Consider the following 13755-nt stretch of genomic DNA (forward strand, 5'->3'; position numbering starts at 1 on the left):
ATAAGCACAGCAATGTGTGGAGCTAACCGATACTAATTGCCCGTGAGGCTTGATCCTATAACTGATCAGGCTGAACAAAGAAACAAACAAACGTGTGCGTCAACACGTTCTACTACAAACACAATCAGTGTTGTGCTTCTTTCTAATTGCTCAAAGACTGAGCCATACGAGCTTTAAGTCTGACGACCATAGCAAAGTGGTCCCACGCCTTCCCATCCCGAACAGGACCGTGAAACGCTTTTGCGCCGATGATAGTTGGTGGACACCCGTGAAAGTAGGTCATCGTCAGACTATTTATTACTAAACCCCGTCTTATACAGACGGGGTTTTTTATTGCCTAAAAAATATAGCAAGTCACTGCCAAGCAGCACAGCGAACTAAGTGATCTAAGGCAATCTAAACAATCTAAGCAGTCTTAGCAATGTAATACCTTGATTGCGATTACAAGATAACACACAAAGCAGTCAGCTAAGTAGCGGTGAGGCTTGCCAATCACTGCATGGCGATACGCCTAACAAGGGATCTACAAAATAACACCTTGTATAAAGATAGGTAAAGTGCGTAGCCAGCATATTGCCTAATAAAGATTTTTACAATTCGCATCAAGCCAAGTGCTATAGCCGTTGCTAGGGAATTGAGTGCAACAACATAGATCGCCTAAAGAACCTGCTGCATTTAGACTAGTCTTTGTCTGTAAACGATACATCTACAGCAAGTATTAATTTGCATAGCTGAAATAGCGGTTTGGCTAGTTAATTCTTTATTTTTTTATTTTTTAGCTAATAGCCAAGCCTTTGCTTGCTGAATATAGTGATCACTGAGTGATTGAGCTACTAACCATTTCATAGTCAGCCTAAGCGGGCAGCAGTTCGTGACGTGTTTGCTTAAAGACGCCTCTTACGTCATATTTTGATCACACTGATAGTTTTGTCCCTACTTGCAGGATGAGTGACTCAAAAGCGATTATGTCGACTTGTGGTACTAGTCATTGCATCAATGGCAACTTTTTATACTTTTCATTAAAGGGACTTTTAAGTCATCGTCTGATCCAACATTTTTTTAAACTCATTGTATTGTTCGGCCAGCGCCAAAACAGACGACGTACAAGTTTTTAGTTTGCTAAAAAGTAAAGACATTCAGGTGTAATCAGCCTTACCTGCGTGCTGCACTTTTTATACCTGTAGTTAACTCATTAGGGGCGGTTTTTGCCCATACAGACGAGTTTTTCAAGTCAATGTGGTTATGGCCTGTACTGTGTGCTAGCGCCGTTACAGTTAGATTGTCAATGAGATCAAAGGCATAGGGATTTACGCCACACCTTTATAAAAAACAAGACAAATAACACAAAATTATGAAAGTTTTTTGAAAAAGTCTTGACACAGTAGGTAATCTTACCTATAATAATAACTTCTGACGCGGAGTGGAGCAGTTTGGTAGCTCGTCGGGCTCATAACCCGAAGGTCGTAGGTTCAAATCCTGCCTCCGCAACCACACAATTTATCAAGTCATTAAAAAGTTCATAGAGTAAGACGCTACATTGGTAGCGTTTTTTTTTAACTTTTGCTTATTTTGCTGAACCCCTTGCTTAATAATTTGCACTTATTGCAGATACCTAGCTCGGCACTAAAGATTTATTCATAAAAATTCATCTACTAAAGATTTAGCTTTAAACAAAATCGTTTGCACGTCCTAATATTTCAATAGGCTCTTTTTAGATCTCAAAACAGCAAAATTAATAAACTCAAGTGGCGTTGTTAAGCATTGCTAAGGCATTTAGCCAGCTAAAGAACTTATCGGACTTATCTCTACGCATAGACTATAGCGAAGCTGATCGACAATGTCTCATTGTTAGTCAATAGCGATATACATAGAAAATAAATAGGCCAAACGAGCTCTCAAATGGTTCTAATATCGTGCTTAATAGTTACGCCATGAGCGTATTATCTAAGCCCGTAAATTATATAAAGGCAGTGCCACAGCATTACCGAGTTTTAGAACGAGTAATAGCTTACCAAATATCAAGTAAATCCCCATTTCTTATTGTAGAAACTAGGGGCTTTAGTATAATAATTCACACCAAAAAGATTTGTTTAGCGTCGTACTTATCATTCATATTCTTAGCGAGTACCCGCCTTTAAACACAGTCACAGTTGTTTAGCACAAACACTAATAAGTCAATTAAACAACTTAACCTAATTCACTTATTCATACTGATGCAAGAGCAGAATATAGAAACTATTCTGGAAACGGTTTTACTTTGTTCTGAGACACCGCTTAAGGTGCCAGATCTTGCTAAGCTTTTTACAGAGCAAGATGCCATTAGAAAAACCCAAATTCAAACGGCGCTATTGGCGTTGCAAGTTCAATGGCAAGATAAGGGCATGCAGTTGCAAGAGTCTGCGGGGGGATGGCGTTTTGTGAGTCAAGTGCATATGCAGAAGTATTTGGAGCGCTTAACCCAAGCAAAACCACCTAAATACTCGCGTGCAGTACTAGAGACGCTTGCGATTATTGCATGGAAGCAACCAGTAAGTCGGGGCGATATAGAGGATATTCGGGGGGTGACCGTTTCGTCACAAATTATTAAAACGCTAGAAAATCGTGGTTGGATAGAGGTTGTCGGTTATCGTGATGCACCCGGTAAGCCGTCATTATTAGGGACCACCAGACAGTTTCTAGATGATTTGGGGCTAAAAACGCTGAGTGACTTGCCTGAGCTGAGTTCTGAAGCGGATCTTACACTGGACGATAGCCCTGAGCTGTCGCAATTATTAGCCCAAGCCCCCGTGCAAGCATCAGACCAAAATGTAGATCAGGCCTTGTCTGCAAGCGACTCTGAGGCTAGCCAAGCGGATCAGACCGCGAGGAGTGACGAGAGCGCTACGCATCAAGTGCCTGACAGCCAGGCAGCAAGTACCACCTTAACTGTGGATAAGGAGCTAGCGGCGGATGCATCATCGCCCAAGTCTTCGATATGAGCAGGCACTCTCGTAGCGTCTTTGAGACAGCGCTGGTTAACAGCTAGAACAATTTTTTAATCATTAATCAATACAAAAAAATTTAGGATTCAACTTATTCATGTTTACTGAAAACTCAGCACCGGACGAACACAATCATCTCGCCGAGCATTCGTCCAAAAAGGGTCGTAAGCTTAGAACACCATTTCGCCGTCGCCGCGCTGATGCCCAATTTGAAAAGCCTAGTCAAGGCAAAGCGCCTAAACAATCAGTGTTAGCCAAAAGGGGATTTAAGAAACCGCATCAAAAATCCAATCTACGTCATACCCCCAGAGATGATCAATTTAACCCGATGTGGATTGAAAGCGAACAAGATCACGACCAGCGTCTTCATAAATTAGGCAATCCCGAAGAAATACGACCTAAGCTACATAAATTTCTGGCAGAAGCAGGTGTGGGCTCTCGTCGAGACATGGAAGAGTTGATTATCTCAGGTCGTGTTTCTGTCAATGGTGAACCAGCGCACATTGGGCAACGCGTGGGCTATAATGATGTGGTCAAAGTCAATGCACGTGTCGTGACAACACCCAATCACAAAAAACCACCCCGTGTGATTTTTTATCATAAGCCCGCAGGAGAAATTGTCACTCATGATGACCCTAAAGGTCGAGATACGGTGTTTGCTCGCTTGCCCAAAATGAAAGTCGGTAAATGGGTCTCTGTGGGTCGTCTTGATTTAAACACCGAGGGTTTATTAATTTTTACAACTTCTGGGGATATTGCCAACCGTTTTATGCACCCGCGTTACGGTTATGAGCGCGAATATGCTGTACGTATCTTAGGTGAGCTGAGCGACGAGCAACAGCAGCAATTGCTACAAGGGATTGAACTGGATGATGGCCTAGCGCATTTTAACGACGTTGAGTTTTTAGGGGGTGAGGGCAGTAACCGTTGGTACCGTGTGACCTTGCAAGAGGGGCGCAACCGAGAAGTACGACGTCTTTTTGAGGCCTTTGACCTTACTGTGAGTCGCTTGATACGGACACGCTTTGGTGAAGTCAGCTTGCCACGCAATCTCAAACGTGGACGTTGGCAAGAGTTAGACGCCGAAAAAGTTCTTTCACTCATGTCGCATTTGGGTTTGACGCGCGATAACGCTGAAGGTCGTCAAGGCCGTAGCCGTCAGCCGATTTCAAATGCGAATGCCATGCCACCTGGGTTTGAACAAAGCAAAGTCGCGCAGCCTTTTTCGCCATCGCAATTATACGGTGAGACGCGTGGTTCCAAGGTGCGTTCTCATCAAGCATCTCGCCACAAAAGCAAGCTTGACGCTCAGTCTAAACGCTCGCGCCGACACAATAATGGCAATCATTTTAGCAATGACAAGGGCGCTGCGCAGTCACCAAGTGCTTACGGGCGCAAACGCGGTCCGTACCGTAACGGACGTATCGGACGACGCGATGCGCAACCCAGTGGTGCCGCCCATGAGTCGCACTTAGGGATTATGGCTCGGCGGCGCCAAGGTTAGGATCATCTAAGAAAGCCCTGCGTTCTGGATTCGCTACGTATTGGCTTTTATTGATGCGCTTAATCTGAGCTCGCTAAACTGAGTAAAAGCTACTAACTATCAATGACTTAAATTACTTAACTCGGTATAAATGTGGCAAGTGATTAATTAGTTTGCTATAATCGAATGAGTAAATGTTACAGAACTTAGTGCATGGTCAGTGGTGCCAGATAGTGGTACCTGGATTAGCCTTATGCGATTTGTCATACAGGTGCCTTGGGGTGCTTTTATGGGTGCATATATGACTGCTTATATCACTGCTTACATCACTGCATTTGTGAGCGCATATATGAGTGTACACACGAGTGCCTAGTATTTATAGCCGTCCTCGGGTCGCGTATTGTTAGATTCTAATTTACTAGATTCTAATGTTCCTTAGGCGAATCATTAGATAATTTAATTACATTATCTAATTAGGTACTAGTTAGCTATCGAATTTATAGATATCTACTGGCTTATCTTACTAGTCATATTAGCTAGCTGGCTGGCCACTAAATTGTAATATTTTATTTATTTTTTCGAAATATACTGAAAATTTCAGTAATTAAAAGAATAAATGGGCTTTTTAAAGCCCATTTTTTATTTAAGGTATGACAGATTTATTTGAACTCACACAATCAGCGATTGCTGGTATCGATGCTGACATCGAATTAGTCGATGTCGAACGTGCCGCCTTAGGGCTTTTGGTCGTAACCATCGATAAACCAGAGGGTATCAAAATCGAAGACTGTGAACAGGTGTCTCGACTATTGTCTCGCGTCTACGAAGTTGAAGAAATTGACTATAAACGTCTTGAAGTGGGCTCTCCAGGTGTGGATCGCCCCCTAAAAACCCTGCAAGACCTCAATCGATTTGTGGGTCAGCAAATCCAGATCAAACTGTATAACGCCATTGACAACCAAAAGGTCTTTAGCGGTGTGTATGAGGCAGATGCTATCGTAGAGGACCCGAATGAAGCGGCTTTTCGTCTGACGTATACAGTCAATAACAAAAATAAAACTAGCCAAACAATCCAGTTTGCTTTTTCTGATCTCGAAAAAGCCAAGCTTGATCCCGTATTAGATTTCAAAGGTAAAAACAAATGAGTCGTGAAATTCTTCTGTTGGTAGACGCCTTAGCGCGCGAAAAAGCTGTAAGTGTTGACGTAGTCTTTTCGGCATTAGAAAGTGCCTTAGCCTCTGCCATGAAAAAACGCTTCAAAGAAGACGCCGATGTCGAGGTGACCATCAATCGCAGTACTGGTGAACACGAGGGCTATCGTCGTTGGTTGGTGGTGCCTGATGAAGCTGGCTTGCAGCAGCCAGATCGTGAAGAACTCTACACAGATGCCCAAGAAATTCAACCCGGGATCCAGGTCGGAGAATATATTGAAGAGCATTTAGAACCAGAGGAATTTGGTCGCATTGGTGCTCAAGCTGCCAAACAAGCCATCCTCCAAAAAATTCGTGATGCCGAACGCAGTCAAATGCTCGAGGACTTTATTCAACGTGGTGATACGATTTTCTCGGGCACAATTAAACGTCTCGATAAGGGCGATGCCATTCTTGAAAGTGGCAAAATAGAAGCTCGTTTGCCGCGCAGCGAAATGATTCCCAAAGAGAATTTGCACTTAGGTGATCGCGTTCGTGCTTGGATTTCCAAAATCGACCCACAAGCGCGTGGTCAATTTATTACCTTGTCGCGCACCGCTCCTGAGTTTGTCAAAGCGTTGTTTGAGGTCGAAGTCCCTGAAATAGAGCAAGGTCTACTTGAAATCAAAGAAGTCGCTCGGGAACCAGGAATGCGCGCTAAGATTGCCGTCGTTGCTTATGACAAACGTATTGAACCAATTGGTACATGTGTAGGCATTGGTGGTTCGCGCGTGACGGCGGTACGTAATGAACTCGGTGGCGAACTCATCGATATCGTTCTATGGTCTGATGAGCCAGCGCAATTTGTGATTAATGCCTTGGCGCCGGCCACCGTTGAGTCAATTTTAATTGACGAAGAAAGCAGATCCATGAACGTGGTGGTTGACGAAGAAAACTTACCTAAAGCCATTGGTAGTCGTGGCCAAAACGTCCGTTTGGCGTCTGAGCTCACGGGCTGGCAAATCAATATTCTATCGCCAGAAGAGAGCCAGGCCGAAAAAGAACAAGAGCGTCAAAAACTACGCGATTTATTCATGCAAGAGTTAGACGTAGATGACGAAGTGGCTGATATTTTCATTGATGAAGGCTTTATTAGTCTCGAAGAGATCGCTTACGTACCGAGTGAAGAACTCGAAGCAATTGGTTTTGATGATGAGACGATCGAAGAGTTACGCGATCGGGCCAAAAATGCCTTAATGGCGATTGCCCAAAAACGTGAAGAGCAGTTAGATGCTGCACCAGAATTAGCTGAATTTGCAGAGTTGACGCCTGAGTTAATTGCCAAACTTGTCGCTCAAGATGTCAAAACGCGTGACGATTTAGCGGAGTTGGCCACTGATGAGCTGGTGCAAATTACAGGTCTCAACGAAAAGCAAGCAGGTGAACTCATTATTAAAGCGCGTGCCCATTGGTTTGAATAATTCTGCTGTTTAACCGCTTTTGATTACATATAAATTATTAAAGAGAAATTAATGTCTATAAGTACTGAGTCAGATTTAGGAAAAGATAAAAAAGTGACGGCCGATACGGATAAAGCAACCGAGCAAGCGGCCGCTCCACAATCACGCAAAAAGATTTCAATCCGTCGTCCGCAACGTTCTGAATTGCGCCAGGCAGACGGCAGCCGTGTGCAAATTGAGGTCCGCAAAAAACGTACGATTGTGCCTAAGCCTGATGCACTTGGATCTGCAAAGGCGGACAGCAAAAAAACGTCAGGTGAGGCCGCAAAAGCCAGCAAAGGTCAGATTCATCGACATAAGTCGGCCACTGAAACTACGACAGAAGCGCCGGCCGCGGCTACACCTGTGACTGAGCAGCCGAAGTCAAGCGCAGCCGCGAACGCAGTGAAGGCTAGCCCAGAGACTAAGGCTGAAGCCAAACAGGCCAAGCCTGCCTTAAGTGCCAAAGAAAAAGCCGAAGCTGAGGCTCGTGCACTGAATGATGCACGTCACAAAGCGGCCCAAAAAGCCAAATCAGCGGTGGCGGTGCCTGCGGACGCGCAAGCCCCCGCTAAGAACACTAAAGACGCCGCCGTGTCAGATACCCTAGCCAAGTCAGAAAGCACTGCGTCAACACCAAGCAGTGATAGCGACAAAGCCGCTGCCTCTGAGACCTCATCTGTGACGGCGAGTGCGACTGCTGAACAGGCGCCTAAAGCCAGTACTGCCAAAGAAACGACAGCAAAAGCTAACCAGGCGAAGCCATCAGACAAGACGAAAGCCAGCAAAAAAGACAGCGACACTAAAGCTAAGTCGCGGCCAGAGGCCAAGTCATCCGCTGACGCAGAGAAGAGCAATGAAGCCGCAGAAAAAGAGCGTGCTGAAGCGAAACGTCGTGCCCAAAAAGAAGCGCGTGCGATTCAAGAAATGCTTAACCGTCCAGCCAAAGTGATACGCGCGCCCGTCAACAAAAGTACTGATGCTCCGAAAAAAGGCAGCAAAGCTGAAAAAGGTTCAGCCCCGCGCAAAGGTGATCGCGATAGCGAATTTAATGATGGTAACAACCGCTCCTCACGTCGTAACGATAGACGCAATGCGTCGGCGCAAGAGGATGGATGGCGTAGTCGTGGCGGCAATAAACAACGCAACAAACAACATCACAAACCACAAGTTAAAGCCGAGCCAGAATTTATTTCTCGCGAAATCAACGTCCCTGAAACCATTACAGTGGCAGATTTAGCGCACAAAATGTCCATTAAAGCGGCTGAAGTCATCAAAAAACTGATGATGTTGGGTCAAATGGTGACCATTAACCAGGTCTTGGACCAAGAAACCGCCATGATTGTGGTCGAAGAGTTTGGGCACCAAGCCGTCGCCGCTAAGTTAGATGATCCTGAAGCCTTCCTTGACGAAGAGCAAGATCAAGAAGATGCTGAGCTTAAACCACGCGCCCCAGTCGTTACGGTAATGGGTCACGTTGACCATGGTAAAACTAGCCTGCTGGACTATATCCGTCGCACTAAAGTGGCAACGGGAGAGGCTGGGGGTATTACCCAACATATTGGTGCCTATCGCGTAAAAACGGATAATGGCGTCATGACCTTCCTTGATACGCCAGGACATGAGGCCTTTACAGCGATGCGTGCCCGCGGTGCTCAGGCAACGGATATTGTGATTTTGGTGGTGGCCGCCGATGATGGCGTGATGCCACAGACCAAAGAGGCGATTAGTCACGCTAAAGCCGCTCAAGTACCGATGGTCGTGGCTATCAATAAAATCGATAAACCAGAAGCCAATCCAGAACGCGTCAAACAAGAGCTGTTAGCCGAAGAAGTCGTACCAGAAGAATACGGTGGTGACGTGCCATTTATCGAAGTCTCCGCCAAGACGGGTCAAGGTGTTGACGATTTACTTGAAAACGTCTTATTACAAGCCGAAATTCTTGAACTACAGGCACCTGTTGCGACGCTAGCTAAAGGTCTAGTGATTGAAGCGCGTCTCGATAAGGGTCGTGGTCCTGTGGCAACCGTTTTAGTACAAAGTGGTACGCTACACAAAGGTGACAATGTCCTCGTGGGGGCGAGTTTCGGTCGCGTACGTGCCATGGTCGATGAAACTGGCAAAAATCTCGACTCTGCAGGTCCGTCTTTCCCAGTAGAAATTCAAGGGTTATCCGATGTGCCTCAAGCCGGTGATCTCTTGTTAGCGCTCAACGAAGAGAAAAAAGCCCGCGAAATTGCCTTGTTCCGTCAAGGTAAATACCGTGATGTCAAATTGGCGAAACAACAGGCCGCTAAACTGGAGTCTATGTTTGATAACGTACAGGAAGGTATGCAAACCCTGTCCTTGATTGTCAAAACCGATGTCCAAGGTTCACAAGAGGCTCTGGTACAGTCCTTACTCAAGTTATCTACCGATGAAATTCGTGTCGAAGTGGTGCATGCCGCCGTGGGTGGTATCTCCGAAAGTGACGTTAACTTAGCCGTGGCTTCCAATGCCGTGATTATTGGCTTTAATGTTCGTGCTGATCAAGCCGCCAAGAAAACGGCCGAAAACAACGGTATTGATATCCGTTACTACAACATTATTTATGATGTTGTCGATGATGTGAAAAACGCCATGTCTGGTATGTTAACGCCAGAAAAACGCGAAGAAATCATCGGTATGGTTGATGTTCGAGAAGTCTTCTCTATCTCCCGCATCGGTAAAGTGGCGGGTTGTATGGTCACCGAAGGTTTTGTACAACGGGATTCACAAATTCGTCAATTACGTAATAATGTGGTGATTTGGACGGGTTATTTAGACTCACTCAAACGCTTCAAAGACGATGCCAAAGAAGTTCGTGCTGGTTTTGATTGTGGTATCACGCTCAAAAACAATAACGACATTGAAGTGGGTGATCAATTTGAAGTCTTCCGTATCCAAGAAGTCGCCCGTACGCTTTAAGGGTAGTGATTATGAGTCGACATAAGTCTTCTACTAAGAACGCCGCTAATCGAAATACGCGATTAGCGGACCAAATTCAAAAGGATTTGGCGCTTATCATTCAACGTGAGATACCTATTAGTAAAGCGGGTATGGTGACCTTAAGCCATGTGGACTTAAGTGCTGACTATGCCCATGCGAAGGTCTACTTTACGGTGATTGGCGCCGAACCTGAGCAGGCCAGTGCGGCGCTCAACGAAAAAGCAGGTTATTTGCACTCGCTGCTCTTTAAAATTTTGCATATACATACCGTGCCCACCCTGCAGTTTTTGCATGATGATCAACTGATTCATGGCATGAAAATGAATCGATTGATTGATCAAGCGAATAATCATACCGAGGCTGAACCCGTCGTCGCCGAAGACGATGATTTAAATCACACCAAAATCAAGGGCTAGGGTTGGATGGCCAAAAAAAAAGGTTTAGACATTAACGGTGTCATCCTCTTAGATAAAGAAGAGGATATGTCGAGTAATCAGGCACTGCAACGCCTTAGACACACCATTAATGCACGCAAAGGTGGACACACGGGGACCTTAGACCCCTTTGCGACAGGATTATTAGTCTGCTGCTTTGGCGCGGCCACCAAGATTTGTGGCCATATGTTGGAGGCTGACAAACGATATAGAGCCACGCTTAAACTGGGAACAGAAACAGATTCAGGTGATTTAACGGGAACGGTGACGCAGCAAAGTCAGGCGCCGTTGGCGATAAGCCCAGAGCAATTGCAAGCTGTGCTGCAAGCATTTACCGGTGATATAGAACAGCTGCCGCCCATGTACTCTGCACTTAAACGGGATGGGCGGCCATTGTATGAATATGCGCGGCAAGGTATTGAGCTCGAACGCGAGCCGCGTAAGGTCACTATTTACAATATAGCCTTGCTTGAACATGCGCACGATAGTTTAGTGATCGATGTGCACTGCAGTAAAGGTACGTATATTCGCACACTCGCCCAAGATATTGGCCGTCGCTTAGGGTGTTTTGCACATTTAACGGCACTTAGACGGCTTTCTGTAGGCCCTTTTGAGCTAAGTCATGCCCATAGCCTCAAAACCATTAAAGCTTCCCCAAATCCTTGCGAAATGCTGATACCTCTGCAGCATTTACCGCACGCAGTCATGCCAGAAAAACTTTTAAAAAGGATAGATGAATTATGAGCCGAGCGCTCCGAAATATTGCGATTATTGCGCACGTTGACCATGGTAAAACCACCATGGTTGACCAAATGTTACGTCAATCAGGTATTTTTCGTGATAACCAACAGCTGGTCGAGCGAGTCATGGACTCCAATGATCTCGAAAAAGAGCGTGGCATCACCATTCTCTCCAAAAACTGTGCTGTCGACTATGAAGATACACATATCAATATTGTCGATACCCCCGGACATGCCGACTTTGGTGGTGAGGTAGAGCGTGTGCTCTCCATGGTTGATGGCGTGGTTTTATTGGTTGATGCGGTTGAGGGTCCTATGCCACAAACCCGTTTTGTGACTAAAAAAGCCTTAGCCTTAGGTCTTAAACCCATCGTCGTGATTAATAAAATCGACCGACCTGGTGCACGTCCTGATTATGTAATCAACACGACCTTCGATCTTTTTGACAAGTTAGGAGCCACTGAAGAGCAGTTAGATTTTCCTATTGTGTATGCCTCAGGTCTCTCTGGTTATGCGGGTTTAAATGAAGACGTTCGTGAAGGAAACTTACGTCCTTTATTCGAAACCATTATTAAATACGTCCCCGTACGCAACGATGATAAAGATGGTCCTTTACAGCTGCAAATTGTTTCTTTGGACTATAACAGTTACGTTGGCAAGATCGGTATTGGTCGTATCAATCGCGGTACTCTTAAACCCGGCCAAAATGTTACGGTTAAATTTGGTGAAGACGGCGAAAGCTTCAATGCCAAAGTCAATCAAGTACTTAAATTCAAAGGTCTTGAACGCGAAAAAGTCGATATGGCCGAAGCGGGTGATATTGTCTTGATTAATGGTATTGAGGATATTGGTATTGGTTGTACATTGTGTGATCCAGCCAATCCCGAAGCCTTACCGATGCTGAGCATTGATGAGCCTACGCTCACGATGAACTTTATGGTTAATACCTCACCATTAGCAGGGCGGGAAGGTAAGTTTGTGACGAGTCGTCAATTACGTGATCGTCTTGATACTGAACTGAAATCGAATGTGGCTTTACGCGTCAAGGACACCGATGACGATACGGTCTTTGAAGTCTCTGGTCGAGGTGAATTGCACTTAACCATTTTGCTAGAGAATATGCGTCGTGAAGGCTACGAGTTGGCGGTTTCTCGACCTCGTGTCGTCTACAAAGAAATTGACGGCGTCATGTGTGAGCCAATGGAATCCGTCACGATTGACCTTGAAGACGAGCATCAAGGCTCTGTCATGGAAGAGTTAGGTCGTCGTAAGGGTGAATTACTCGATATGCAATCCGATGGTCGTGGTCGTACGCGGTTAGAATACCGTATCCCGGCCCGTGGCCTCATTGGTTTCTCTACTGATTTCTTGTCGATGACGCGTGGTACTGGCCTCATTAGCCATGTGTTTGATTCTTACGCCCCAGTCAAAGAAGGTGCTATTGGCGGTCGTCCAAACGGCGTAATGATTAGCCAAGATAACGGTAATGCCGTGGCCTATGCCTTATGGAAACTGCAAGATCGTGGCCGTATTTTTGTTTCTCCAGGTGATCCGCTCTATGAAGGCATGATTATCGGTATTCATAGTCGTGATAACGATTTAGTCGTCAATCCTATCAAAGGGAAACAATTAACCAATATTCGTGCTTCGGGTACCGATGAGGCCGTACGCCTAGTACCTCCAATTGAGCTAAATCTCGAGTATGCGGTTGAATTTATCAATGACGATGAATTAGTTGAAGTCACGCCAAAAAGTATTCGTTTGCGTAAGCGTTACTTGCTCGAACATGAGCGCAAAAAAGCGGCTCGTGAGAATCCAGCCAAGTAATATGTGGCAAATTTAGCCTTTTTTAAAAAAATATTAAAATATTTTCAAAAAAGGCTTGCATTAATGGAATACTTAGTGCATAATTATATTTTTAAGCAGTTAGCAATTAACAAGGTTTAAGAAATTAATAAAAACTTAAATCGCTACGTAATCTAACTGATTAAATATTCCCCAATAGCTCAGTCGGTAGAGCGACGGACTGTTAATCCGCAGGTCACTGGTTCGAACCCAGTTTGGGGAGCCAAGAATTTCAAAAGCTCATTTAGTTTATGACTAAATGAGCTTTTTTATGCCTGTAGCGCAGCTAATTAGATCACTTAATTAACCTAATGTGAGTTTAATTGCAGACTAATAAGAGACAAGTGCGTTAGGTTAATGCGATAGGTAAATAAGATAGGTAAATAAGATAGATCAGGGTGATAATTAATAGGATCCAATAATAGAATAAGAATAAATATGGGATCTATAAAGAGATCCATAAAGGCGAGACTGATTAGCAGGCCACTTAGTATGGCTGCTCCATGGTATCAAGGCCAGCATACCAAACTTAAGCGTGGCAGTCTTGCTAACCGTAGATAAATTTGCTGACTTTATTCGACTCACTTTTATACGAATAACTCTGACCAAAGAGCACAAAACGCGTTTAAAGCTTTTAACGACCTTAACGCTTTTAACTGAAAAAAACAAAAAATAC

The 13755-nt window shown here is 44.8% G+C and carries 8 protein-coding genes, 2 tRNA genes and 1 rRNA gene; all 11 read left to right on the forward strand.

Annotation, left to right across the window (positions count from 1 at the left end):
- The first annotated feature begins 178 nt into the window (after positions 1-178).
- A 5S ribosomal RNA gene (gene rrf, locus Q335_RS0106595) occupies positions 179-291 on the forward strand.
- Between the two features lie 1123 nt (positions 292-1414).
- A tRNA-Met gene (locus Q335_RS0106600) sits at positions 1415-1491 on the forward strand.
- A 722-nt stretch (positions 1492-2213) separates the two neighbouring features.
- A complete protein-coding gene (gene scpB / locus Q335_RS09590) occupies positions 2214-2978 on the forward strand; it encodes an SMC-Scp complex subunit ScpB (RefSeq protein WP_084493574.1) in 765 nt (254 codons plus the stop codon).
- 100 nt (positions 2979-3078) lie between these two features.
- Positions 3079-4485, forward strand: a complete 1407-nt coding sequence (locus tag Q335_RS10150) for a pseudouridine synthase (RefSeq protein WP_084493575.1) — start codon at positions 3079-3081, stop codon at positions 4483-4485.
- 629 nt (positions 4486-5114) lie between these two features.
- Positions 5115-5609: a ribosome maturation factor RimP gene (rimP, locus tag Q335_RS0106615; protein WP_028357946.1), complete on the forward strand. Its 495-nt coding sequence runs from the start codon at positions 5115-5117 to the stop codon at positions 5607-5609.
- Entirely contained in the window at positions 5606-7075 is a 1470-nt protein-coding gene (gene nusA / locus Q335_RS0106620) for a transcription termination factor NusA (protein ID WP_028357947.1), read from the forward strand. The genes rimP and nusA overlap by 4 nt, the downstream gene beginning before the upstream one ends.
- Positions 7076-7126: 51 nt before the next feature.
- Positions 7127-10039, forward strand: a complete 2913-nt coding sequence (infB, locus tag Q335_RS0106625) for a translation initiation factor IF-2 (RefSeq protein WP_211248253.1) — start codon at positions 7127-7129, stop codon at positions 10037-10039.
- 11 nt (positions 10040-10050) lie between these two features.
- Positions 10051-10476 (forward strand): 30S ribosome-binding factor RbfA, encoded by a 426-nt coding sequence (gene rbfA, locus Q335_RS0106630; protein ID WP_028357949.1) that lies wholly within the window; start codon positions 10051-10053, stop codon positions 10474-10476.
- Between the two features lie 6 nt (positions 10477-10482).
- Positions 10483-11238: a tRNA pseudouridine(55) synthase TruB gene (gene truB / locus Q335_RS0106635; RefSeq protein WP_028357950.1), complete on the forward strand. Its 756-nt coding sequence runs from the start codon at positions 10483-10485 to the stop codon at positions 11236-11238.
- Positions 11235-13061: a translational GTPase TypA gene (gene typA / locus Q335_RS0106640; RefSeq protein WP_028357951.1), complete on the forward strand. Its 1827-nt coding sequence runs from the start codon at positions 11235-11237 to the stop codon at positions 13059-13061. The genes truB and typA overlap by 4 nt, the downstream gene beginning before the upstream one ends.
- 168 nt (positions 13062-13229) lie before the next feature.
- Positions 13230-13305 (forward strand) — tRNA-Asn (locus tag Q335_RS0106645).
- Positions 13306-13755 lie beyond the last annotated feature (450 nt).

The sequence above is a fragment of the Brackiella oedipodis DSM 13743 genome, from assembly GCF_000621025.1.
In the GTDB taxonomy this organism is placed as follows: domain Bacteria; phylum Pseudomonadota; class Gammaproteobacteria; order Burkholderiales; family Burkholderiaceae_B; genus Oligella; species Oligella oedipodis.

Excerpts from the sequence above, each read along its gene's own strand:
- scpB (WP_084493574.1), top strand. The coding sequence starts at position 2,214 with ATGCAAGAGCAGAATATAGAAACTATTCTGGAAACGGTTTTACTTTGT.
- Q335_RS10150 (WP_084493575.1), top strand. The coding sequence starts at position 3,079 with ATGTTTACTGAAAACTCAGCACCGGACGAACACAATCATCTCGCCGAG.
- rimP (WP_028357946.1), top strand. The coding sequence starts at position 5,115 with ATGACAGATTTATTTGAACTCACACAATCAGCGATTGCTGGTATCGAT.
- nusA (WP_028357947.1), top strand. The coding sequence starts at position 5,606 with ATGAGTCGTGAAATTCTTCTGTTGGTAGACGCCTTAGCGCGCGAAAAA.
- infB (WP_211248253.1), top strand. The coding sequence starts at position 7,127 with ATGTCTATAAGTACTGAGTCAGATTTAGGAAAAGATAAAAAAGTGACG.
- rbfA (WP_028357949.1), top strand. The coding sequence starts at position 10,051 with ATGAGTCGACATAAGTCTTCTACTAAGAACGCCGCTAATCGAAATACG.
- truB (WP_028357950.1), top strand. The coding sequence starts at position 10,483 with ATGGCCAAAAAAAAAGGTTTAGACATTAACGGTGTCATCCTCTTAGAT.
- typA (WP_028357951.1), top strand. The coding sequence starts at position 11,235 with ATGAGCCGAGCGCTCCGAAATATTGCGATTATTGCGCACGTTGACCAT.